The organism is Gordonia phthalatica (genome assembly GCF_001305675.1).
GTDB classification, from domain to species: domain Bacteria; phylum Actinomycetota; class Actinomycetes; order Mycobacteriales; family Mycobacteriaceae; genus Gordonia; species Gordonia phthalatica.
This window is the reverse complement of the sequence record NZ_CP011853.1, coordinates 1,992,256-2,014,434: the sequence shown is the minus strand read 5'-3', so window position 1 is coordinate 2,014,434 and position 22,179 is coordinate 1,992,256. Positions and strand designations below refer to the sequence as shown.

Genomic DNA, 22,179 nt, shown 5'->3' with positions numbered 1-22,179 from the left:
GACATCACAGCTAGGCCGGCTCGGTCGAGTCCACGACGCGGGAGCCCTCGTCGTCGACGATGAGCGCCTGGTCGTCGTAGAGCGGCAGGAGGGTGAAGCGGTCGCCGTACTCGTTGAGAGTGCGGTCGATCAGTTCCGACGGGTACGGCGGCAACTGGCCGTCGGCGTGCGGGATGACGACCGTGTCGGTGAGGCCGAGGCCGCGGAAGTCAGCCAGATCCAGCCCCATGCCCGGATCGTCCATCAGGGCCGCCGGTTCGATGTCGGGGCCGGCGACGACGGCGCCCGCGCTCAGACCGACATAGGGCATGCCGTCGCGGACTCGGTCGGCGATGATCGTGTCGGCACCGCTGCGGCGCAAACCGCTCATCAGTGCGAAGGTGTCGCCGCCGCTGAGGTAGACGGCGTCGACGCCCGCAAGATCGTCCTCGAAGCCGTTCTTCCGCAGGTCGATGTTCACCACGTGGTAGCCGAACCGGACCAGACGCTCACGCTCCGGCCCGGTGAAGGGCTGGTCGAGCAGGTGTCGCTGCGCCTCGTCGATGTACCCGATCCGGACGTACTGCTCTCCCTGAACGGCGGGCAGATACTCGGTGAGTGCACCCGCGCCCAGGGACAACAGGATCAGCGGCCCCTGCATGTCAGTCGGTCGCTCCCGCGAATCGACTCAGCGCAAGCAACCGGGACACCGCGCGCAGGTACTTCTTGCGGTAACCACCCGCCACCATCTCCGGGGTGAAGATCTCGTCCAACTTGACGCCCGAGATGCTGACCGGGATCTCGGCGTCGTACAGGCGGTCGGTGAGCGCCACCAGCCGCAGCGCGACAGCCTGATCGGGCGCCGGATGCACGTTCTTGACGCAGACCAGCGAGATGCCCTCGACCAGCGCCTTGTACTTGGACGGGTGCATCTTGGCGAGGTGCTCGACGAGATCGTCGAACTCGTCGAGGGTCGCACCGACGGTGTTCTCGGCGAACGCCTCGAGCTCGGCATTGGTCGACGGCTCGGGAGCCGGCGGCAGATCGCGGTGGCGGTAGTCGGGACCGTCGACGCGGAGAGTCTCGAAGATCGCCGACAGCTTCTGGATCTCGCGTAGGAAGTCCTGGGCGGCGAAACGACCCTCACCGAGCTGGCCGGGGAGCGTGTTCGACGTCGCGACGATGGAGACGCCGCGCGCGACGAGCTCAGTCAGCAGACGCGAGACGACCATGGTGTCGCCCGGATCGTCGAGCTCGAACTCATCGATGCAGAGGACACTGTGACCCGACAGGCGCTCGAGCGCGTCGACGTAGCCCATGGCTCCGACCACGTTGGTGACCTCGCCGAAGGTCGCGAACGCCTTGGGCTCGGGCATGGAGTGGTACACGGACGCGAGGAGATGCGTCTTGCCGACACCGAACCCGCCGTCGAGGTACACGCCGATGCCCTGCGGCGGCGTCGACTTGCGGAAGAAGCTCCGCTTGCCGCCGGTCCGAATCTTCGACGCCCGCTCCACGAATCGACGGCAGGCGTTGACCGCATCGGTCTGGCTGGGCTCGTTCGGGTCGGGAATGTAGGAGTCGAAGCTCACCTCGTCGAACATCCTCGGCGGCACCATGTCGTCGATGAGTTGGTCGGGTGCCAGGACCGGGTTCCGATCGCTAAGTCGTGCCAGCATCAGTCAAGGGTAACGAGGACCCGCATGATGGACTCATGTTCCTCATGCAGAAAGCGACTGATGTCACAGCGGACCAGCTGACTCGGGCGTACGCCTTCCCGCCCTCCGACCGGCCCGTGATCCGCGCGAACATGATCGCGAGCATCGACGGCGCCGCCACCGCAGACGGCAAGTCCGGCGCGCTCGGCGGCCCCGACGACCACCGGATCTTCCACCTGCAACGCAGCCTCGCGGATGTGATCGTCGTCGGTGCACAGACGGCGGTCAACGAGGGTTACCACCCGCCGACGGTCGCCACCGACGACACCGCCGCACGGTCCGCCCGCGGCCAGTCTCGTGTCCCGCTGCTGGTCCTGGTGTCACGCAGCCTCACCATCCCCGCCGAGTACACGACCCTGACCGATCCCGCTGTCGTGGTCGCGACCTGCACGAACGCCCCAGCTGCCGCCCGCACTCGACTCGTCGACGCCGGCGCGACCCTCCTCGACTGCGGCGACGACGACGTCGACCCCCGACGCCTCCTCGACCAGCTCGCCGAGCGCGGGCTCACCAGGATCCTGTGCGAAGGCGGCCCCCGGTTCCTCGCCGCGGTGGCCGCCGCCGACCTGCTCGACGAGCTGGCGCTCACCGTCAGTCCCATCCTGACCGGCGGCGCCGCGCCGCGGATCTCCCACGGCGCCGAGCCGGACGGACCGAACCGGATGCGACTGCGCCACCAACTCGCCAACGACGACGGCTTCCAGTTCCAGTTGTGGGAGCGTGCCGTCCCGCGACCGCCGGCGTCCACCGACTAGGCTCGCGGGCATGCACTCAGCCGGACACCGATCCCCAGTCGCCGCGGCCGGTGCCCCGATCGTCGCGCTGATCGCCGTCCTCGCACTCCTCACCGGGTGCGCCGTCGGACCGGACACCGGTCCGGACATCGTGCGCGGCGACGTCGGCGATCACTCCGGTCCCACGACTGCCGCACAGCCCGGCCTCTCGGCACCGAAGTCGCACCTCAACTGGAAGCCGTGCGCCGCCAAGATCGCCGACAAGTACAAGACCACCGTCCCGAACGGCGTGAAGCTCGACTGCGCCACCTACGACGTCCCCGTCAACGCCGACAACAGCACCAGCAACACCATCCGCATCGGAGTGGTCCGTGCCCGCACGTCCGCCACCCCGGACGACGCCGTCCCCCTCGTCCTGACCTCCGGCGACGACCTGCCGAGCTCCCGCACCCTCCTGCTCTTCGCCGACGGCGACGGCCGTTCGCTCCTCGACGCACGACCGGTGGTGGCCGTGGACCACCGCGGAACCGGCACCTCCGGCGTCATCGACTGCATGACCACCCGGCAGCGCGCCGCGTACCGGACCAACGGCGCCGACGGCAAGCGCGACCTCCCCGCGCGTGTCGACGGCCTCGCCGACAGTGCGCGCGGCGCCGCCGACCAGTGCAACGACACCCTCACCCCCGACCAGCTCGACTACTCCGCAGCGTCCGCCGCCACCGACCTCGAGCAGTTGCGGGACCGGTGGGACGTCGACCGGCTCGCCCTCCTCGGCGTCGGCAGCGGATCGTCGGTGGCGCTGGCCTACGCGGCCGCCCACCCCGACCACGTGGGTCGCCTGATCCTGGACTCCCCCGTCGGCTACAACGTCAACGCCAAGGATGCCGCCGCGACCCGCGCCGCCGGTCTGCAGGCCGCCCTCGGAGCATTCCTCCGCCGCTGCGCCGGCGCCGGCTGCGCGATCGGGGCCGACGGTCCCGCCGTCCTGGGCCGACTGATGACCGCGGGCGCCACCCCCACTGACGGCGCCCTCTCCGACACCGAAGTCCTCCTCGCCGTCACCACCGCACTCGCCGTCGACGACACGTCGCCCGACGGCCTCAAGGCCCTCGGATCGGCCCTCGCCGACGCCGATCGCGGCGACACCGCGGCACTGAAGACGCTCGCCGACCTGGGCCGCATCCTGCGTCTCGACGACGGCCAGGTGGTGGCCCGCTGCAACGACCTCCGCGGTCGCCCCGGCTCCGACCAGATCGCCGGGCTGGCGCGGGACTGGTCCGGTCGCAACCCCCTGACCGGTGTCACGACGGCACTCGACCTGGTGCGCTGCGACGGGTGGGGCGTCACCGACACGCCGGCCGCGCCGGACAGCTTCTCGGTGGCGCCGCTGATCCTGGTCGGCAAGAACGATCCGATCAACGGAGCCGACGCGGCGAACAACCTGACGCCGCTGTTCCTGGCCGCCAACACCGAGCCGACCACCGTCTCCTGGGACGGCCTGGGTTACTCGGTGGCCGCGCACTCGCGCTGCGCGACCGGGCTCATCGGTGACTACCTCGGCCCCAAGCCCCTCGGAAAGCCGACACAACGCTCGTGCCCGGTCTGATGCCTGCGGAACATCTCGCCGTCGCGACGTGTCAGGATCAGGGAGTATCGGAGAATGCAGTATGGTCACGCGAGTGAACGTTGTTGAGCGCTCCCTGTTTCCGCGCGTCGAACCGAGCCGGATCATCTCGCTGATCCTGTGGCCGATCTCGATCATGATGATCTTCCAGCGCTCGGTGATCCTGGGCGTCAACGGTCATCGGACCGACGACTTCACCCCGGTCTACAACGCCGCGCTGGCGTTCCTGAACCGGAATCCGGTCTACAACGAGAACTACTCGACCGTCGATCCGCACTACCTGTACCCGCCGTCGGGCACCCTGCTGATGTCGCCGCTGGCGATCCTGGACCCGCAGACCTACCGATGGATCTTCATCGGCGTGAGCGTCGCGGTCCTGATCCTGTGCGCCTACCTGTTGACCCGCATGTTCGGGTTCACCTACGACTCGTGGGTCTTCCCAGCCGTGCTGTTCTTCTTCTTCAGCACCGAGACCGTCGCGCACACGCTCATCTTCACCAACTTCAACGGCTTCGTGCTGCTGGGCCTCCTCGCGTTCATGATGCTGATGCTCGGCCGCCACGACCTGTGGGCCGGCGTGTTCATCGGCCTCACCCTGGCCGTGAAGCCCGTCCTGGCGCCGATCCTGCTGCTGGTGCTGCTGAACCGTCAGTGGAAGATCCTGATCACCGCGATCGGCATCCCCGCCGTGCTCAACGCCCTCGCCTGGCCGCTGTCCGCGGATCCGATGGACTTCATCCGTCGGACCGTCCCCTACCTCGGCGAGTCCCGCGACTACTACAACAGCTCCATCACCGGCAACGCCCTGTACTTCGGCATCGACTCGTGGCTGTCGTGGCTGCTACGCATCGCGTTCACCGCGATGGCGGTCTTCTCGCTGTGGTTCCTGTACAGGCACTACCGCCGCACCGATGAGCTGCTGTGGCTGGCGACGTCGTCCGGCGTGCTGCTGTGCACCACGTTCCTGGTGGGCTCGCTGGGACAGGGCTACTACTCCATGCTGCTGTTCCCGCTGCTGATGACCGTCTTCCTCCCCGGTTCGACGATGCGCAACTGGCCCGCGTGGCTCGGCGTCTACGGCTGCATGACCTTCGACGTCTTCGCCTCCAACAAGTGGGAGCCGTTCGGTCGCTACCTGGAGTACAACAAGGTGCCGCTGGGCTGGTCCCTGCTGATGATCGCCGTCTTCTGCGTCCTGCTGTTCCGCTTCCTCGATCTCCGCAAGGTCGACGGCGGACCGACCGCGGAACGTCCCACGGCGGCGACCACCGCCTGAGCGCTACCCTCGACGGTATGACCGAATCCCAGCCAGTCGAGTCCCAGCCAGTCGAGGATCCGTCGGATCTCAGCGACCTCACCGACGAGCAGTGGCGCGAGCGCCTCACGCCGCAGGAGTTCCAGGTGCTGCGCAAGGCGGGCACCGAGCGGCCGTTCACCGGTGAGTACACCGATTCGACGGCCGAGGGCGTCTACCGTTGCCGCGCGTGCGGCGCCGAGCTGTTCCGCAGCACGACCAAGTTCCACTCGCATTGCGGGTGGCCGTCGTTCTTCTCCCCGCTCGCCGGCGACAACGTGATCGAACGCGTCGACGACTCCCTCGGAATGCGAAGGACCGAGGTGCTCTGCGCCAACTGCCAGAGCCACCTCGGTCATGTCTTCGCCGGTGAGGGGTACGACACCCCCACCGATCTGCGCTACTGCATCAACTCGATCAGCCTTCGATTCGAGGGCGAACCGCAGCAGTAGCGGCCGCCGTCACGGCAGCGCGTTCGCCAGCTTCGCCGGCTCCACCCGCGGTCCGGTGAAGAACGGGATCTCGTGGCGGACGTGCAGTCGTGCCTCGGTGGCGCGCAGGTCGCGCATCAGGTCGACGATCCGGTCCAGCTCGGGGCCCTCGAAGGCGAGGATCCACTCGTAGTCGCCGAGCGCGAACGCCGGAACGGTGTTGGCCCGGACGTCCTTGTACGGACGCGCCAGCATGCCGTGGTCGGCGAGCATCTTGCGGCGGTCCTCGTCGGGCAGCAGGTACCAGTCGTACGAGCGGACGAACGGGTACACGCAGACGTAGGCGCCCGGGTCCTCGCCGGCGATGAACGCCGGGACGTGGCTCTTGTTGAACTCGGCCGGCCGGTGCAGGGCGGCGCTGCTCCAGAACGGGTCGGAGACGCGGCCGAGGATGGTGGTCCGCTGGAACGACGAGAACGCGTCCTGCAGCTGCTCGATGGTCTCGGCGTGCCACCAGAACATGAAGTCAGCGTCGGCGCGGAGGCCTGCGACGTCGTAGATGCCGCGGACGACGACGCCCTTGGCCTCCACCTCACCGAGGAAGCGCTCCAGGTCGGCGGCGACCTCGTCGCGGTTCTCGGGAAGCTGACCCGCGCGGACCTTGAAGACCGAGAACATCAGGTAGCGAACTGTGGCATTCAACTGGGCGTAATCGAGACGACTCATAACCCCCATCGTGCCACCGCCGCGTACCCGACGGACCGTCAGGTGGTGAGGGTCGCGGTGACCTTTCCCACTGCTGCGCCGGCAGTCCCGATGCAGGCGGGCACTCCGACCCCGTTGTACCCGGATCCGGCGACCCCGACGCCCGCCGGAAGCAGGGCCAGCGCAGCCCGGACACGGGCCAGGTGCCCCGGCCCGTAGTGCGGGATCCCACCCGGCCAGCGCTGCACCACCGCATCCTCCACCACCGGCGCCGGGACCCCGGCGGCCGCGAAGACGGTGGCCAGATCCTCGCTCGCCAGCGTGACAAGCTCGTCGTCCGACGCCGTCACCGAATCGCCGAGCCGCCCGAAGGAGGTCCGGAGCGTGTGGACGTCGCCATCGCGCAGGTGCGGCCACTTCTGGCTGCTGAGGGTGATCGCCTTGAGGTGCAGGTCGGCGTCGGTGGCGACGAGGACGCCGGAGTGCTCGGGCAACGGGGTGGACGCGGGGACGGCGACGGCGACGACGGCTGATCCGGCCGGTTCCACGGTCTCGAACACGGCCGCGGCCTCGGGCGCGACCGTGCCGAGCAGCCGTGCGGCCATCCAGATCGGCACCGCGAGGATCACCGCGTCGTAGTCGACAGGCTTCGGACCCACCGAGGAGTCGAGTAGCAGCGTGTAGCGACCAGGGCCGCCCTCCAGGTCGATGACGGGCGTCCCCAGATGGAGGTTCGCTCCCCCGGCGGCGACGAGCGCATCGACGAGTTCGCGGTAGCCGCCACGCAGCGCGCCGAAGACCGGTCCGGTGGCGACCGCGCCGGCGTCGAGCACGCGGCCGACCGCGGCCGTCAGCGATGGGGCGCCATCGTCGAAGGCACGGGCGAGCGCCGGGATGGCCTCGCGCAGGCCGAGACTGCTCGAGAGCGCCGAGTAGACGCCGCCCAGCATCGGATCCACGCCGCGTGCCACCACGGACGGGCCGAAGCGGTCGGCCACGAGGTCGCCGACCGACGGATCGTCGTCCGGCGACCAGGTCAGCGGCCGGTCCGGCTCGGCCGCCATCCGCTGTAGGTCGTCGTCGGAGGCGAGACCGACCATGGGCTCGGGCCCGCGCGGGATGCCCATCATCGCCGGACTCGGCAGCGGGTGGAGTCCGCCGTCGGCCCAGATCGCCGGTCGCATCCCGCCCGGCGCGACGACGCGGTCGGCCAAGCCGAGCTCAGCGACCAGGTCGCGAGCCTCGGGCCTGCGGACGATGAAGGCCTCGGCGCCCACGTCGACGGCGGCTCCGCCGACGGTGCGCGTGCACAGGAGGCCACCCGGCTGCTCGGCGGCGTCGTAGACGTCGATCACCGCGTCGACTCCCAGTCGTCGACGCAACCGGAACGCGGCCGTGAGCCCGGAGACTCCGGCGCCGACGACGGCGATCCGCGGTGCGTCGACGGCGCTCACAGCGCGTGGATCAGTTCGACGGCCCGGGTCACCGCGCCCGCGTCGGTGTTCGGCATGACGCCGTGCCCGAGGTTGAAGATGTGCCCCGGCGTTCCGGCGGCGATCGCCCGCTCCCCGGCGGCGACCACCTTGTCGATCTCGCGTTCCAGGACGGCGTCGTCGCCCGCGAGGAGGACGGTCGGATCCAGGTTGCCCTGGATCGCGACGCGGTGGCCGACGCGGTCCGCGGCCTCGTCGAGCGGGATCCGCCAGTCGACGCCGATCACCTCGACCCCGACGTCGGTCATGGAGTTCAGCAGTTCACCGGTGCCGACTCCGAAGTGGATGCGCGGCACTCCGTATTCGGCGACCTCGGCCATCACGCGCGCCGAGTGCGGTGCCACGTACTCGTCGTACTGCGCCTTCGAGAGCGCACCGGCCCACGAGTCGAACAGCTGCAGCGCGTCGACGCCTGCGTCGAGCTGGGCGCGCAGGAACGCGATGGTGATGTCGGCGATCCGCCCCATGAACGAGTGCCACAGGTCGGGCTCGGCGAGCATCATCGCCTTGGTGCGCTCGTAGGTCCGACTCGGTCCACCCTCGATCAGGTAGGACGCCAGGGTGAACGGGGCGCCGGCGAAACCGATCAGCGCCTTCTCGTCCGGCAGTTCGTCGATGATCATGCCGATGGCCGACGTGACCGCGCCGACCGAGGAGGGGTCCAGTCGCGGCATTCCCGCGACGTCGGCGGCCGTGCGAATCGGCGAGGCGATCACCGGGCCGGTACCGGCGACGATGTCGAGGTCGATACCCGCCGCGCGCAGCGGAACGACGATGTCGGAGAACAGGATCGCCGCGTCGGTGTCGTGCCTGCGGACCGGCTGCATGGTGATCTCGGCGACCAGCTCGGCCTCGAAGCAGGACTCGAGCATCCCGCGTCCGGCACGGATCTCTCGGTACTCGGGCAGGGATCGGCCGGCCTGTCGCATGAACCAGACGGGACGGCGTGACGGGGTGGCGCCGGTGGCGGCGGCGATCAATGGCATCCGGGACGGCGAACGTCGGCCTCGAATCGAAGTCATGCCCACAACTGTGCCACTTTGGAGAGGGTATAAGCCATCCGGCGCAGGGCCGGCCGAATTGCGGCGCGCCTCCGCCATCCGAGTGATTTCGCGGCTTAATCTGGCGCCGTGACCACATCTGGAGCTCCGAGCGAGCCGGCCGAATTCCGCGACGCGGTGGCCTCGCTTCACGACGCCGTCGTGCGCCGCGAGATCGAGATCGGTTCGATCCGTCCCCCGCAAAGACTGGCGCCGTACAGTTACGCCCTCGGCGTCGAGGTGAGTCCGCCCGAGATCGATGATCCGGCGCTCGTCGCCGTCGACTCGGCGGGCAGTGCCTTCGGGCGCCTCGTCCTGCTGTACGACCCGGCGGGACACGAGGCCTGGAACGGCACGTTCCGCCTCGTCGCGTTCATCCAGGCCGAGGTCGAGGCCGCCCTGGCCTCCGATCCCCTGCTGCCGCAGGTCGCGTGGACCTGGCTGGCCGAAGCGCTCGGCGTTCCGGACGGAGCCACCGAGTCGCAGCCGCCGCTGGGCAGCGACGTCCCCGCCGTCCTCGCGCTCGGCGGAACCGTCACGGCGACCACGTCGGTCCGCTACGGCGACATCGCGGGACCGCCCCAGGCACACCAACTCGAATTGCGTGCGTCGTGGACGGCGACCAGCTCGGATCTGAGCGCTCACCTGGAGGCCTTCTGCGAGGTCCTGGCTTCGGCGGCCGGTCTGCCGCCCGCCGGCGTCACCTCGCTCGGTTCGGTTCAGCCCTCGTGACGGAGTCGCCGGACGACACCCGGGCGCCCGAGACGGTTCCGCTCGCGACGCCTCGCGACGGCGTCCCTCCGGTCCTCACCAGCCCCGCCGAGTTCGCCGAGGCCGCCGCCCTGCTGGCCTCCGGAACCGGGCCGGTCGCGCTCGACACCGAGCGCGCCAGCGGCTACCGCTATTCGCAGCGCGCCTACCTGGTGCAGATCAAACGCACCGGTTCGGGCAGTTTCCTCATCGATCCGATCGAGCACCCGGAGGCTCTCGCACCGGTCATCGACGCGCTCGACGGGCCCGAGTGGATCCTGCACGCCGCCGATCAGGATCTCCCCTGCCTCCGCGAACTCGGGTTCCGCGCGGCGTCGCTCTTCGACACCGAGCTCGCCGGTCGGCTCCTCAACTATCCGAAGGTCAACCTGGCGGCCATGGTCGCCGAGTTCCTGCATCTGGGTCTGGCGAAGGGGCACGGCGCCGCCGACTGGTCGCGTCGGCCCCTGCCCGCCGACTGGTTGAACTACGCGGCACTCGACGTCGAAGTCCTCGTCGAGCTCCGCGACGCGATGGCCGCGGAACTGAGTGACCGCGGCCGCGACGAGTGGGCGTCACAGGAGTTCGATGCAGTCCTGGCACGACCGCCAGCCGCACCGCGCGTCGACCGTTGGCGCCGCACCTCGCAGATCCACAACCTCCGCACGGCCCGCCAGCTCGCGGTGGTCCGGGAACTGTGGACGGCACGGGAGGAGATCGCGCAGCGCCGGGACATCGCGCCGGGTCGCGTTCTGCCCGACTCGGCGATCGTGACCGCCGCGACCGCCAATCCGTCGGACACGCACGCCCTGACGAAGCTGCCGGTGTTCGGCGGCCCCCGTCAACGGCGCCAGGCCGACAAGTGGATGCGCGCGATCGCCCGCGCTCAAGACCTCCCCGACTCCGACCTGCCGCCGAAGAAGGCGCCGCACGTGGGTCCGCCCGCGTACAACCGGTGGGAGCAGCGCAACCCGGAGGCCGCCGCCCGCGCCGCCGCCGTGCGGCCCGTCGTGCACGACCTCGCCGAGGAGATCGGCCTGCCGCAGGAGAACCTCCTCGCCCCCGATCTGGTGCGGAACCTCTGCTGGGACGGCCTCGCCGACGGTCAGACCGTCGACGGCTGGCTGTCCGAGCACGGTGCCCGACCGTGGCAGCGCGAACTGACTGCCGCGCCCATCGACGCGGCCCTCTAGCTCGAAACCCCTCTAGCTCGAAACCCCTCTAGCTCGATACCCCTCTAGCTCGATACCTCAGACAGGTCCAGTTCCACCGGTTCCTCGGGGCCGACGAGCGAGACCCGCGACGGCCCGCCGACGATCGCGTCGGCGATGGCCTGCGGTGTGAGACCGCACTCGGTGAGGATCGCGTCGCGCGAGGCGTGCGCGATGAAGTCCTGCGGCACCCCGTGGCGGTGCACGGGGACGTCGACGTCGGCCTGCTCGAGCGCATACTCGACGGCGCTGCCGACGCCGCCGGCGACACCGTTATCCTCGATCGTCACGACCGCGGAGTGCGCACGAGCCAGGTCGACGATCGAGTCGGGCACGGGCAGCACCCACCGCGGGTCGACGACGGTCGCGCCGACGCCGTGACCGCGCAGGAGTGCGGCGGTGTCGATGCCGACCTGAGCCATCGATCCGACGGCGACGATGAGCACGCCGCCCATCGACTCCTCGTTCTCGACGAGGACGTCGACGCCGTCGTCGAGCCGTCGCACGGCCGCGATGTCCTGCGGCACGCTGCCCTTGCCGAACCGGACCGCGCTGGGGCCGTCGGCCACGTCGAGCGCCTCGCTCAACTCCTCGCGGATGCGGAGCGCATCGCGCGGGGCGGCCACCCGCATGCCGGGGACGATGTTCAGCAGCGACAGATCCCACATGCCGTTGTGGCTGGGGCCGTCGGGACCGGTGATGCCCGAGCGGTCGAGGACCAGGGTGACCGGCAGCTTCAGCAGCGCCACGTCCATCAGGAGCTGGTCGAAGGCCCGGTTGAGGAACGTGGAGTAGATGGCGAGCACGGGGTGCATGCCGCCCAGCGCCAGGCCGGCGGCCGACGCCATGCCGTGCTGCTCGGCGATGCCGACGTCGAACATCCGCTTCGGGTACTTCTCACCGAACGGCGCGAGGCCGGTCGGTCCGGGCATGGCAGCCGTGATCGCAACCACCTCGGGACGGCGACGTCCCTCCTCCACGAGGGCGGCGGAGAACACGGAGGTCCAATCCTCGGGCGACTCGGCGAGGGCCTTGCCGGTGGCGGGATCGATCTTGCCCGTGGCGTGCATCTGCTCGGCGATGTCGTTCTCCGCAGGCGCGTAGCCGTGGCCCTTGTGGGTGACCGCGTGCACGATCACCGGACCGCCGAAGGCCTTCGCGCGACGCAGGGCGCCCTCCATCTCGACGAGGTCGTGACCGTCCACGGGGCCGACGTACTTGATGCCGAGGTCGGCGAACATGGCTTGCGGGGAGACGAGGTCCTTGACGCCGCTCTTCATGCCGTGCAGGACGGCGTAGGCGGCGTCGCCGACGATGGGCATGCTCTTGAGGGTGCGGCGGCCGGACTCGAGGAAGCGTTCGTAGCCCGGCTGCAGGCGCAGCGCGGACAGATTGCGCGCGAGGCCGCCGATGGTCGGCGCGTACGACCGTCCGTTGTCATTGACGACGATGACGACCGGACGGTCGCCGTCGGCGATGTTGTTGAGGGCCTCCCAGCACATGCCGCCGGTGAGGGCGCCGTCGCCGACCACCGCGACCACGGTCCGATCCTCGCCGCGGATCTCGAAGGCCTTGCTGAGACCGTCCGCGTTGGAGAGGGCCGCCGACGCGTGGGACGACTCGATCCAGTCGTGCGGGCTCTCGCCGCGGTCCTGGTAGCCGGACAGCCCGTTCTCCTGACGGAGGGTGTCGAAGCGGTCCTTGCGGCCGGTGACGATCTTGTGGACGTAGCACTGGTGGCCGGTGTCGAACAGGATGGGATCGGTCGGCGAGTCGAAGACCCGATGCAGGGCGAGGGTCAGTTCGACGACGCCGAGGTTGGGGCCGAGGTGGCCGCCGGTCGCGGCGACCTTCTGGATCAGGAATCCCCGGATGTCGTCCGCGAGTTCGGCCAGCTCCTCCTGCGAGCAGGCGCGTACGTCCGCCGGTGAGTCCACTCGATCCAGAACACCCATCCGTCGTCCTCCTTCACACGGCTGCGGCCCGAGCGACCGCGCAATGTGTCCAGTCTACGGACTCCCGCTCAGCGAGTGAGCACGGCGATGGCCTCGATGTGGTGTGTCATCGGGAAGGCGTCGAACGCCCGCCAAGCTCGGACACGGTATCCGCTCGCGGCGAAGCGACCGAGATCACGTGCGAACGACGCCGCGTCGCACCCGACGTGGACCACCGCGTCGGGGCCTGCGGCGGCGATCGCGTCCACGACGGCCAGACCGGAACCCGACCGCGGCGGGTCGCTCACGACGATCTGCGCGTGCTCCAGTCCGGGCAGCGTGGAGGCGACGGCTCCGCGATGGATGCGGACCGCGTCGTCGGCCAGGGTCACCTCGGCGGCCGCGAGGGCGCCCGGATCGGTGTCGACGAGATCGACGCCGGTCACCTCGAAGCCGTGGGCGGGTCCGCGATCGAGGATCGACGCGGTGAACACGCCTGCGCCGCCGTAGAGGTCCCAGGCGTGCACCCGTCCGGTGACGCCGACACCCGCCAGCATGGTGACCGCGGCGTCCACATAGGTCTTCGGCGCGTTGCGGTGCGCCTGCCAGAATCCCGTGACCGGCACCTCCCACGACCGGTCGCCGACCCGATGGGTGACGAGGTCGTCGCCCTCCAGATTGCGGAGCGCGCGCGGGCCGCTGCGCGCACCCCGGGACCGCTGGGCGTTGCGGCGACGACCGCCGCGCTGGTTCCCGCTGCGTCCTCCGCCGGTCGCGAGGACCTCCAGCTCCCCCGCGTGGCGGTCGCCGTCCGCTCCCGACATGAGCACGAGCTCGGTGCCCGGCTTCGCGCCGAGCGCATCGACGTCGTCGAGGAGGCCCGCGACCGGTGCCGCGCACGGCTCGGTGATGATCGTCGAGGACCGTCGACCGCGGAGTCCGGCACGACCGTCCCGACCCACGGCGAGGCGGGTCCGGATGCGCCATCCGGTCGACTCCGGTGCCAGAGCCTCGACAGCGGGTGCCGGCAGCTCGTCGAGCGAGAACCCGCCGATCCGACGCAGCACGTCCGCGAGGGCCGAGGCGCCGAGCTCCCGCGCGTGCTCACCGGTCACATGGCTGAGGTCGCAGCAGCCCGCGCCCGCGGCGGCCGCCGGACACGCCGACTCCACCCGATGCTCCGACGCGACGACGATCTTCTCGGCATACGCCCGGGCATACGCCGCATGCTTGTCGTCGGTGATGGCGGCGAGCACCGTCTCACCGGGCAGCGCGCCGTCGACGAAGACGACGCGCCCACCCGATCGAGCGATCCCCGCGCCGCCGTTGGCATAGCCGGTCACCTCGAGTTCCACGAGGCCATCGGTTCCGGTCATCGCGCGTCGTCGCCCTTCTGCTGCGGACTGTTCTGGTTGTTCTTCTTCTGCGCCGCCTGCCGGTCCTTCGCCGCCTGCGCCGCCGCCGCGGCGGTGAACCCGCGGCGCAGCGTGCCGGGGGCGTTGTACTTGAGCTCGGCGCGGCGCGCCCGGCTCTCCGACGAGTTCAGCTGCCACGGGACCGATGTCACCATGACACCGGGCTCGAAGAGCAGCCGCGTCTTGAGTCGGAACGCGGACTGGTTGTGCAGGATCTGCTCCCACCAGTGGCCGACCACGTACTCGGGGATGAAGACGGTGATGACGTCGCGCGGCGACTCGCGGCGGAGCCGTCGCACGTAGTTGATGATGGGCCGGGTGATCTCCCGGTACGGCGAGGCGAGGACCTTGAGCGGCACCGTGATGTCGCTCTCCTCCCATTCGCTCACCAGGATCCGGGTGTCGCGGTCGTCGACGTTGACGGTGATGGCCTCGAGGTCGTCGGGGCGGGTGGCCCGGGCGTAGCGCACGGCGCGGCGGGTCGGCAGGTGCAGCGTCGACACGAGGACGACGGCGTGGCTGCGGCTCGGCAGCACCTCGTCGTCGAGGTCGGCGTCGTCGAGCTCCAACTCCTGCTCGATGGCGGTGTAGTGCCGGTGGATCAGCTTCATGATGATGAACAGGCCGACCATCGCGAGGATCGCCATCCACGCGCCGGCGGTGAACTTGGTGATCAGCACGACGATCAGGACCGTGCCGGTCATCACCATGCCGATGGCGTTGATGACGCGAGAGCGCTGCATGCGGTTCCGCGCGTCGGGGTCGGTCTCGGTCTTCAGGTGCCGGGTCCAGTGCCGGACCATGCCCGTCTGGCTGAGGGTGAAGGAGACGAACACGCCGACGATGTACAGCTGGATCAGCGAGGTGACCTCGGCGCCGAAGGCGATGACGAAGGCGCTCGCGGCCAGGGCGAGGAAGACGATGCCGTTGGAGAAGGCCAGGCGGTCGCCGCGGGTGTGGAGCTGGCGCGGCAGGTAGCGGTCCTGCGCCAGGACCGAGCCCAGCACCGGGAAGCCGTTGAACGCGGTGTTGGCGGCGAGCAACAGGATGAGGGCGGTGACGACGGCGATGAAGTAGAATCCGGGCGGGAAGCCGCGGAAGACGGCCTCCGCCAGCTGCGCCAGGATCGACTTCTGCTGGTACCCGTCGGGCAGCCCGGTCAGATCCTGCACCGGGTTCATCACGTACTTGGCGCCGATCTTCTGCGCCAGCATCACGATGCCGAGCAGGAGCGCGATCGAGAACGAGCCGAGCAGGAGCAGGGTCGTCGCCGCGTTGCGCGACTTCGGCTTCCGGAACGCCGGCACGCCGTTGCTGATGGCCTCCACACCGGTCAGGGCCGCACAGCCGGACGAGAACGATCGCGCGACGAGGAAGGCCATCGCCAGCCCCATCATGTCGGGATGCTCGGCGACGATGCCGTACCCGGAGGTCTCGGCCTCGACCGAGTCGCCGAGCACGAAGATCTGCACCGCTCCCCAGCCCAGCATGAGCAGGACGCCGACGATGAACGCATAGGTCGGCAGCGCCAGGACGGCACCGGACTCCTTGATGCCGCGCAGGTTCACCGCCGCCAGGAGCGCGATGCCGATGACGCAGAACCACACCTTGTTGGAGTGCACCAGCGGGATCGCGGAGCCGATGTTCTCCGCGGCCGAGGTCACCGACACCGCGACGGTCAGGACGTAGTCGACGAGCAGGGCCGACGCGACCGTGAGACCGGCGTTGGAGCCGAGGTTGACGGTCGCGACCTCGTAGTCGCCGCCGCCGGACGGGTACGCGTGGACGTTCTGCCGATAGCTCGCGACCACCACCACCATGACCACGGCGACGGCCACGGCGACCCAGGGTGCGAGGGTGTAGGCGCTGATGCCGGCGATGGAGAGCACCAGGAAGATCTCCTGGGGCGCGTAGGCGACCGACGACATCGCGTCGGAGGCGAACACCGGGAGCGCGATTCGTTTCGGCAGGAGCGTATGACCGAGGCGATCACTGCGGAAGGGCCTTCCGAGCAGGAGCCTCTTGGTCGCGACCGACACCTTCGACATCGTGGACACTCAGCAACACTAAGACCACAGACCCCCGCCCCACCACCGGGGTGCGATTACTGCCCGTCCTGCAGTAACGTCGAACACCGTGCGCGTCATCATCATGGGTTGCGGCCGAGTCGGGTCTGCACTGGCGAGGGCCATGTCGAACCTCGGTCACGACGTGGTCGTGATCGACCGCGACGAGACGGCCTTCCGGCGGCTCGGCGACGAGTTCGTCGGCCGGACCGTCACCGGCGTCGGCTTCGACCGCGACGTCCTCAGCGAGGCCGGGATCAGAGACTGCGACGCCTTCGCGGCGGTCTCGTCCGGCGACAACTCCAACATCATCGCCGCGCGCGTGGCCCGCGAGACGTTCGACGTCGATCGCGTCGTCGCCCGCATCTACGACGCCAAGCGCGCCGCCGTCTTCGAGCGCCTCGGCATCCCGACCGTCGCCACCGTCCCCTGGACCACGCAGCGGTTCGTCGCGGCGCTCGGCGAGACGTCGAGCACCCCGGTGTGGCACGACCCGTCGGGCGAACTGGTGATGGCCGTCATCGAGTTCCACGAGTCGTGGATCGGATCCGACGCCGCACACTTCCAGGAGCTGACCGGCGCCCGCGTCGCCTTCCTGTCCCGGATGGGCCAGATCGTGCTCCCGGATCAACGAACGGTGATCCAGGATGAGGACGTCCTGTACGTCGCCGTCCTGGGGAACAATGCCGCCCACGCGCGCGCCATCGCCGGCGCCGAGATGCCTCGGGAGTGATCGTGAAAGTCGCCATCGCCGGAGCAGGCGCCGTCGGTCGGGCCATCGCCCGTGAACTCCTCGTCAACGAGCACGACGTGACCCTGTTCGAGAAGAACCGGACGCACATCGACCCGGTCGCCGTCCCCGGCGCCAACTGGGTGCACGCGGACGCCTGCGAGCTGTCCGATCTGGAGGCCGCCGGCCTGCAGACCTTCGACGTGATGATCGCGGCGACCGGTGACGACAAGGCCAACCTGGTCGTCAGCCTGCTCGCCACCACCGAGTTCGCCGTCAGCCGCGTCGTGGCGCGCGTCAACGACCCCCGCAACGAATGGCTGTTCAACGAGGACTGGGGCATCGACGTCGCGGTGTCGACGCCCCGCATGCTCGCCTCACTCGTCGAGGAGGCGGTGACGGTCGGCGACCTGGTCCGTCTGATGACCTTCCGTCAGGGCCAGGCGAACCTCGTCGAACTGACCCTCCCGGACGACACTCCCCTTGCGGGCAAGGCCGTCCGACGGCTGAAGCTGCCGCGCGACGTGGCACTCGTCGCGATCATCCGCGGCCGCCGCGTGATCGTCCCCCAATCCGACGACCCGCTCGAGGGCGGAGACGAGCTCGTCTTCATCGCCCCGGAGGAGTCCGAGGACGAATTGCACCAGACGATCAAGGCGCCCATTTAACTACTACATCCAGTAGTAGAACAGGGACTTTTGTCCCGTTCCGTCAGGCGAATTTCCCTGTTTTCGCAGGTCATGAGAGGTCTGACACATTAATTGGAATCCATAGTTCCAATTATGCTGTGATCGTTTCATGCAGTTGACACGGTTCACCGACATCGGCCTCCGCATCGTCATGGCACTCGCGGCCGACCCGGAGAACACCCACACCTCGCGGCAGCTCGCCGACGACCTCCACCTGAGCTACACCCACGTGGCGAAGGTCGTCAGCAGGCTCGCCGAACTCGGTGTGGTCAACTCCCGCCGCGGGCGTTCCGGCGGCCTCGTCATCACCGAGCTGGGCCCGCAAGCCGGTGTCGGCTGGCTGGCCCGCCACCTCGAGGGCGACGACGAGATCGTCGAATGCGAGGGCGCCACCCCGTGCCCCCTGCGTGCGGCGTGCCGACTGCGCACCGCCCTGGCAGCCGCCCAGGACGCCTTCTACACCAGCCTCGATCGGCTGACGGTCGAAGACCTGATCGCCGATCCGACGGGCGCGCAGCTCCTGACGCTGCTGCCCGGCCCACCGGTCGCCGCAGACGACGACCTCGCAATCCCCCGCCGGACGCAGTCGTGCGCCTTCGGCGGCCGTAATGATCAGCAGTGAAACGAAGTAGTGAGGAGAAGTCGATGATCTCGTCCGACACCAAGAAGGTGCTCGCAGCCACCCTTCCCGTCGTCGAAGGCGCGCTGCCGGAGATCACACCCAAGTTCTACGACCGGATGTTCACCGCCCGGCCCGAACTCCTCCGCGACATGTTCAACCGGACCAATCAGGTCTCCGGCGGACAGCCGCAGGTGCTCGCGGGCGCGATCGCCGCGTTCGCTCGACTCCAGTTGGAGGCCGACCCGAAGCAGTTGCGCTTCATCATCGACCGGATCGCGCACAAGCACGCCTCGCTCGGCATCGTCCCCGACCAGTACCCGATCGTGCACGAGCACCTGTTCGCGGCGATCGTCGACGTGCTCGGCGAGGCGGTGACCCCGGAGGTCGCCGCCGCCTGGGACGAACTGTACTGGGAGATGGCCGACGTGCTGATCAACCGCGAAGCCGAGCTGTACGCCGACGCCGGCGTCGATGTCGGCGACGTCTGGCAGCAGGCCCGCGTCAGCGCCCGGACCCTGGTCTCCCCGGATGCCGTGTCGTTCACCCTCACCGGAGTCGACGGCGCACCGCTCGGCGCCTTCGTTCCGGGGCAGTACATCTCGATCCAGGCCGAGATGGAGGACGGCGCCCACCAGATCCGCCAGTACAGCCTCACCGGTTCCACCGCGGATCCCGAATGGCACATCAGCGTGAAGCTCGACGGCGAGGTGTCCAGTCACCTGCACGAGAACGTCTTCGAGGGCGACGTGATCCGCGTCAGCACCCCGTTCGGCGACCTGACGCTCCCCGAGGGCGACGACCCGCTGCTGCTCGCCTCGGCGGGCATCGGCTGCACCCCGGTCATCGGCCTGCTGAACCACCTGGTCTCGACGGGTGACACCCGCCCGGTCACGGTGCTGCACGCCGATCGCTCGCGCAGCCGTCAACCGCACCGCGGTGACCTGGCCGACCTGGTCGACCAGCTGCCGTCGGCGGAACTGGTGCAGTGGTACGAGCGCGGTCTGGCCACCGACGACGCCACCCACATCGGGTTGATGAACATCGATCAGGTGGAGATCGCTCCCGACACCGTCGCGCTGCTCTGCGGACCATCCGGATTCCTGGGCGCCATCCGCAGCGCGCTGCTCGACAAGAACGTCCCCGAGGATCGCATCCACTACGAGACGTTCGGCGTCCTCGCTAAGTAGCGGGACCGGCAGCGGTCACTCGTCGGCGGCGTGGAGTTCGTAGTACGGGTTGTACATGAGCTTCGCGCCGTCGACTTCGGCGACGCGGCCGCGGACCGTGACCCGGCGGCCCGGCTCGATGCCCGGGATGCGATTGCGTCCCATCCATTTCAGGACGACGGTGTCGGTGCCGTCGAAGAACTCCGCGGAGACGCCCGCCTTGGTGCTGCGGGAACAGGTCTGAACCGAGCGCAGTTCGCCGACCATCGTCGCCTCGTCACCGCGGACGCAGTCGACCGCACGTTGTGCGCCGGGCGCACGACATTCCCGTTGGATCCGATCGTCTTCGATCTCATCGAGATCTTCGGTCAGCATCCGTCCGAGCCGTTTGAGCAGACCCGAGTCAGCCATCCCAATCCTCCGGGGCATCGCTATAGGAACTCACTTGCAAGCCCACCATACTACCGGGGCATGATCGAGGGATGACCGTCCTCGTGGTGATGCCCGGCACAGGCTCCGACGCCGACTTCGTGGCCCGCGCCTTCGGGCCTGCGGCCGCCGAACACGGCGCCCGGCTGGTGGCCTTGGAGCCGACCGCCGACCTGGTCAGCGGCTACTGGACCAGGCTCGACGCCGTCGCCGCCGAGGCGGACGAGATCCTCGTGGGCGGGGTCTCGATCGGCGCGGCCATCGCCGTGGACTGGGCCCTGCGGTCCGCGTACGCGTCGCGGTGCGCGGGCGTCTTCGCCGCGCTCCCCCCGTGGAGCGGTCCGGTGGGCGACTCGCTGGCCGCCCTGTCCGCCCGGATCACCGCCGACGCCGTCGAGCGCGACGGGCTGGAACCGACCATCGCACAGATGACCGCGAGCAGTCCGCCGTGGTTGGCGGCGGAACTGTCCCGCTCGTGGCGCTCGCTCGCCGATCACGGACTGCTGGCGCAGTTGCGGACTGCCTCGACATACACGGCACCGACCCTCGACGCCATCGCCGGACTCCGGGTTCCGCTCGGAGTGGCCGCGGCACCCGACGATCCGCTGCACCCGATCGACGTCGGCCGCGAGTGGGTCGCCGCCGTTCCGCGCGGAGCCCTGCGCGAGGTCCCGCTCACCGAGTTCGGCCCCGCCGAGCACCTGCTCGGCGGGGCCTGCCTGACCGCGTGGCGCGAGGCCTCAGCGGCGACGCCTGCGGAAGCGTGACATCGCCGATCCCTTCGACGGGGCCGGCTTCTCCTCCTCCACCTGCGGCGCGCCGTCGACGTGCGGCTCGACCTCGGCGTCGGGAACAGGTTCCGGTTCGACGTCATCGGTGTAGATGGTGGCCGACGCGCTCTGCGCGACGGCACCGCCCGGGATCACGTCCTCGGGGGTCGCTGGTTCGTCCGCCGCGGCCGCGCCGGGAGCCTCCGACAGCGGCTGGGACGGGAAGGCACCGGTCTCGGCATCCACCCCGGCCTCGGCGGCGGTGTCGGCCGCCATCTGCTGCTGGGCGGCCAACACCTGCTCGGCGAGCACCTGCGGCAGCACGATCGGCAGCAGGTCCCGCGGCGGGAACGGCTCGGTGCCGCGTCGCACCACGGTCTCGGCCAGCACGGCCCGCGCCAACTGCGCCAACTGCGTCTCCGACTCGTCGGGGCCGCTGGCGACGCAGCGGATCATCCAGCGGGGTCCGTCGACGCCGATGAAGCGGTGGCTGCCGCCGGGGACCCGGGCGATGATCTCGCGCCCCCAGTGGCCGTCCTCGATGGAGGTCTGCGCGCCGTCCGCACGGAGCGACTCGGCCAGTTCCCGAACCACCTCGCGCCACTGGCCACCGGTCCGCGGAGCCGCGAACGCGTGCATGCCGATCCGGCCGACCGGTGTCACCAGGTAGACGGCCTCGGGCTCGTGCGTCGCCGACATCTCGACGGTCACCTGTCCGCCCTCCACGACCGGCATCAGCACGGAACCGAGGTCGAGGTGCGAGTTGGCGAGTTCGGCGGGCGGCGTCGCCAGATCGGCGATGTCGTACGGTCCGGCGTTGTCGCCGATCGAATACTTCTCTGCAGTCATCTCTGTGGTCCCCCTTTAAGAGTTCAGGCTCGCATGGCCGCCGCTGGACCCGTAGCCGCCGGCGCCGCGCTCGGTGTCGTCGAGTTCGTCCACCTCCACCACCGGTGACAATTCCACGCGCTGCACCAGCAGCTGCGCGATCCGGTCACCGCGGGCGATGGTGATCGGCGCCTCGGGATCCAGGTTGATCAGACAGATCTTGATCTCGCCGCGGTAGCCGGCGTCGATGGTGCCGGGTGTGTTGACGATCGACAGACCCGCTCGCGCCGCGAGGCCGGACCGCGGATGGATGAGGCCGACGGTGCCGACCGGCAGCGCGATGGCGATTCCGGTGCCGACCACCTGGCGTCTGCCGGGGGCCAGGACCAGATCGATGGCCGCGTACAGGTCGATTCCGGCATCGTCCGGGTGCGCGCGCACCGGGAGCGGCAGGTCGGGATCCAAACGTCGAATCCGCAGCGGCGGATACGTATCAGGCGTCACAGGCGAGGTCACCCCCGCAGACTACTAGGCCGCGTCCGCACTAGGCT

The 22,179-nt window shown here is 69.6% G+C and carries 22 protein-coding genes; 11 read left to right on the top strand and 11 right to left on the bottom strand.

The window, feature by feature from the left end; translation table 11 throughout:
* Positions 1–10 precede the first annotated feature (10 nt).
* Together ACH46_RS09430 and zapE are read right to left on the bottom strand one after the other, a co-directional pair.
* Positions 11–640 (bottom strand): Type 1 glutamine amidotransferase-like domain-containing protein, encoded by a 630-nt coding sequence (locus ACH46_RS09430; RefSeq protein WP_062392677.1) that lies wholly within the window; start codon positions 638–640, stop codon positions 11–13.
* A 1-nt stretch (position 641) separates the two neighbouring features.
* A complete protein-coding gene (gene zapE, locus ACH46_RS09425) occupies positions 642–1,658 on the bottom strand; it encodes a cell division protein ZapE (RefSeq protein WP_062392676.1) in 1,017 nt (338 codons plus the stop codon).
* Positions 1,659–1,702: 44 nt separating this feature from the next.
* On the opposite strand from zapE, the gene ACH46_RS09420 reads away from it, so the two are divergent.
* The 4 genes from ACH46_RS09420 to msrB all read left to right on the top strand — a co-directional run bounded on the left by ACH46_RS09420 (position 1,703) and on the right by msrB (position 5,801).
* Positions 1,703–2,452, top strand: a complete 750-nt coding sequence (locus tag ACH46_RS09420; protein WP_226995823.1) for a dihydrofolate reductase family protein — start codon at positions 1,703–1,705, stop codon at positions 2,450–2,452.
* Positions 2,453–2,462: 10 nt separating this feature from the next.
* Positions 2,463–4,037 (top strand): alpha/beta fold hydrolase, encoded by a 1,575-nt coding sequence (locus ACH46_RS09415; protein WP_062392674.1) that lies wholly within the window; start codon positions 2,463–2,465, stop codon positions 4,035–4,037.
* Between the two features lie 61 nt (positions 4,038–4,098).
* Complete coding sequence (locus ACH46_RS09410) at positions 4,099–5,331, top strand: glycosyltransferase family 87 protein (protein ID WP_417935287.1); 1,233 nt, start codon at positions 4,099–4,101, stop codon at positions 5,329–5,331.
* Between the two features lie 17 nt (positions 5,332–5,348).
* On the top strand, positions 5,349–5,801 hold the full coding sequence (gene msrB, locus ACH46_RS09405) for a peptide-methionine (R)-S-oxide reductase MsrB (protein ID WP_062392673.1): 453 nt from the start codon (positions 5,349–5,351) through the stop codon (positions 5,799–5,801).
* 9 nt (positions 5,802–5,810) lie between these two features.
* Here msrB and hemQ read toward each other — a convergent pair whose 3' ends face one another.
* Genes hemQ through hemE form a run of 3 tightly spaced genes read right to left on the bottom strand, consistent with a single transcriptional unit; the run spans position 5,811 to position 8,964 of the window.
* Positions 5,811–6,506, bottom strand: a complete 696-nt coding sequence (hemQ, locus tag ACH46_RS09400) for a hydrogen peroxide-dependent heme synthase (RefSeq protein WP_062392672.1) — start codon at positions 6,504–6,506, stop codon at positions 5,811–5,813.
* A 38-nt stretch (positions 6,507–6,544) separates the two neighbouring features.
* The gene (gene hemG / locus ACH46_RS09395) at positions 6,545–7,939 is read right to left on the bottom strand and encodes a protoporphyrinogen oxidase (protein WP_062392671.1); all 1,395 of its coding nucleotides are present in this window, start codon (positions 7,937–7,939) and stop codon (positions 6,545–6,547) included.
* On the bottom strand, positions 7,936–8,964 hold the full coding sequence (hemE, locus tag ACH46_RS09390) for a uroporphyrinogen decarboxylase (protein WP_062392670.1): 1,029 nt from the start codon (positions 8,962–8,964) through the stop codon (positions 7,936–7,938). The genes hemG and hemE overlap by 4 nt, the downstream gene beginning before the upstream one ends.
* Before the next feature lie 144 nt (positions 8,965–9,108).
* On the opposite strand from hemE, the gene ACH46_RS09385 reads away from it, so the two are divergent.
* Positions 9,109–9,750, top strand: a complete 642-nt coding sequence (locus ACH46_RS09385) for a DUF3000 domain-containing protein (RefSeq protein ID WP_062392669.1) — start codon at positions 9,109–9,111, stop codon at positions 9,748–9,750.
* Positions 9,747–10,961: an HRDC domain-containing protein gene (locus ACH46_RS09380; protein ID WP_062392668.1), complete on the top strand. Its 1,215-nt coding sequence runs from the start codon at positions 9,747–9,749 to the stop codon at positions 10,959–10,961. Before ACH46_RS09385 ends, ACH46_RS09380 begins: the two co-directional genes overlap by 4 nt.
* A 44-nt stretch (positions 10,962–11,005) precedes the next feature.
* On the opposite strand, the gene dxs is transcribed toward ACH46_RS09380, so the two are convergent.
* From dxs to ACH46_RS09365, 3 genes are all read right to left on the bottom strand, one after another.
* Positions 11,006–12,934 (bottom strand): 1-deoxy-D-xylulose-5-phosphate synthase, encoded by a 1,929-nt coding sequence (gene dxs, locus ACH46_RS09375; protein WP_062392667.1) that lies wholly within the window; start codon positions 12,932–12,934, stop codon positions 11,006–11,008.
* A 68-nt stretch (positions 12,935–13,002) separates the two neighbouring features.
* Positions 13,003–14,289, bottom strand: coding sequence for a class I SAM-dependent RNA methyltransferase (locus tag ACH46_RS09370; protein ID WP_062392666.1), 1,287 nt, complete (start codon positions 14,287–14,289; stop codon positions 13,003–13,005).
* Positions 14,286–16,385: an APC family permease gene (locus ACH46_RS09365; protein WP_226995822.1), complete on the bottom strand. Its 2,100-nt coding sequence runs from the start codon at positions 16,383–16,385 to the stop codon at positions 14,286–14,288. Before ACH46_RS09365 ends, ACH46_RS09370 begins: the two co-directional genes overlap by 4 nt.
* A gap of 79 nt (positions 16,386–16,464) precedes the next feature.
* Here ACH46_RS09365 and ACH46_RS09360 point away from each other — a divergent pair, with 79 nt between their 5' ends.
* The 4 genes from ACH46_RS09360 to ACH46_RS09345 all read left to right on the top strand — a co-directional run bounded on the left by ACH46_RS09360 (position 16,465) and on the right by ACH46_RS09345 (position 19,622).
* The gene (locus tag ACH46_RS09360; protein WP_062392665.1) at positions 16,465–17,127 is read left to right on the top strand and encodes a potassium channel family protein; all 663 of its coding nucleotides are present in this window, start codon (positions 16,465–16,467) and stop codon (positions 17,125–17,127) included.
* A gap of 2 nt (positions 17,128–17,129) precedes the next feature.
* Entirely contained in the window at positions 17,130–17,792 is a 663-nt protein-coding gene (locus ACH46_RS09355) for a potassium channel family protein (RefSeq protein WP_062395203.1), read from the top strand.
* 130 nt (positions 17,793–17,922) lie between these two features.
* Positions 17,923–18,435: an RrF2 family transcriptional regulator gene (locus tag ACH46_RS09350; RefSeq protein WP_062392664.1), complete on the top strand. Its 513-nt coding sequence runs from the start codon at positions 17,923–17,925 to the stop codon at positions 18,433–18,435.
* Positions 18,436–18,458: 23 nt separating this feature from the next.
* A complete protein-coding gene (locus ACH46_RS09345; protein WP_062392663.1) occupies positions 18,459–19,622 on the top strand; it encodes a globin domain-containing protein in 1,164 nt (387 codons plus the stop codon).
* Between the two features lie 15 nt (positions 19,623–19,637).
* On the opposite strand, the gene ACH46_RS09340 is transcribed toward ACH46_RS09345, so the two are convergent.
* Positions 19,638–20,012, bottom strand: a complete 375-nt coding sequence (locus ACH46_RS09340; RefSeq protein WP_062392662.1) for an OB-fold nucleic acid binding domain-containing protein — start codon at positions 20,010–20,012, stop codon at positions 19,638–19,640.
* Positions 20,013–20,083: 71 nt separating this feature from the next.
* Between ACH46_RS09340 and ACH46_RS09335 the strand changes: the two genes are divergently transcribed.
* Positions 20,084–20,797 (top strand): alpha/beta hydrolase, encoded by a 714-nt coding sequence (locus tag ACH46_RS09335; RefSeq protein WP_062392661.1) that lies wholly within the window; start codon positions 20,084–20,086, stop codon positions 20,795–20,797.
* On the opposite strand, the gene ACH46_RS09330 is transcribed toward ACH46_RS09335, so the two are convergent.
* Positions 20,771–21,649, bottom strand: a complete 879-nt coding sequence (locus tag ACH46_RS09330) for a DUF3710 domain-containing protein (protein WP_062392660.1) — start codon at positions 21,647–21,649, stop codon at positions 20,771–20,773. The two genes, ACH46_RS09335 and ACH46_RS09330, sit on opposite strands and share 27 nt — an antisense overlap.
* 15 nt (positions 21,650–21,664) lie before the next feature.
* A complete protein-coding gene (dut, locus tag ACH46_RS09325; protein ID WP_062392659.1) occupies positions 21,665–22,144 on the bottom strand; it encodes a dUTP diphosphatase in 480 nt (159 codons plus the stop codon).
* Between the last annotated feature and the right edge of the window lie 35 nt (positions 22,145–22,179).

What these genes read in the sequence shown, in the direction of transcription:
- ACH46_RS09430 (WP_062392677.1), bottom strand. Translation starts at nt 640, where the DNA reads ATGCAGGGGCCGCTGATCCTGTTGTCCCTGGGCGCGGGTGCACTCACC.
- zapE (WP_062392676.1), bottom strand. Translation starts at nt 1,658, where the DNA reads ATGCTGGCACGACTTAGCGATCGGAACCCGGTCCTGGCACCCGACCAA.
- ACH46_RS09420 (WP_226995823.1), top strand. Translation starts at nt 1,703, where the DNA reads ATGCAGAAAGCGACTGATGTCACAGCGGACCAGCTGACTCGGGCGTAC.
- ACH46_RS09415 (WP_062392674.1), top strand. Translation starts at nt 2,463, where the DNA reads ATGCACTCAGCCGGACACCGATCCCCAGTCGCCGCGGCCGGTGCCCCG.
- ACH46_RS09410 (WP_417935287.1), top strand. Translation starts at nt 4,099, where the DNA reads ATGGTCACGCGAGTGAACGTTGTTGAGCGCTCCCTGTTTCCGCGCGTC.
- msrB (WP_062392673.1), top strand. Translation starts at nt 5,349, where the DNA reads ATGACCGAATCCCAGCCAGTCGAGTCCCAGCCAGTCGAGGATCCGTCG.
- hemQ (WP_062392672.1), bottom strand. Translation starts at nt 6,506, where the DNA reads ATGAGTCGTCTCGATTACGCCCAGTTGAATGCCACAGTTCGCTACCTG.
- hemE (WP_062392670.1), bottom strand. Translation starts at nt 8,964, where the DNA reads ATGCCATTGATCGCCGCCGCCACCGGCGCCACCCCGTCACGCCGTCCC.
- dxs (WP_062392667.1), bottom strand. Translation starts at nt 12,934, where the DNA reads ATGGGTGTTCTGGATCGAGTGGACTCACCGGCGGACGTACGCGCCTGC.
- ACH46_RS09370 (WP_062392666.1), bottom strand. Translation starts at nt 14,289, where the DNA reads ATGACCGGAACCGATGGCCTCGTGGAACTCGAGGTGACCGGCTATGCC.
- ACH46_RS09350 (WP_062392664.1), top strand. Translation starts at nt 17,923, where the DNA reads ATGCAGTTGACACGGTTCACCGACATCGGCCTCCGCATCGTCATGGCA.
- ACH46_RS09345 (WP_062392663.1), top strand. Translation starts at nt 18,459, where the DNA reads ATGATCTCGTCCGACACCAAGAAGGTGCTCGCAGCCACCCTTCCCGTC.
- ACH46_RS09340 (WP_062392662.1), bottom strand. Translation starts at nt 20,012, where the DNA reads ATGGCTGACTCGGGTCTGCTCAAACGGCTCGGACGGATGCTGACCGAA.
- ACH46_RS09335 (WP_062392661.1), top strand. Translation starts at nt 20,084, where the DNA reads ATGACCGTCCTCGTGGTGATGCCCGGCACAGGCTCCGACGCCGACTTC.
- ACH46_RS09330 (WP_062392660.1), bottom strand. Translation starts at nt 21,649, where the DNA reads ATGACTGCAGAGAAGTATTCGATCGGCGACAACGCCGGACCGTACGAC.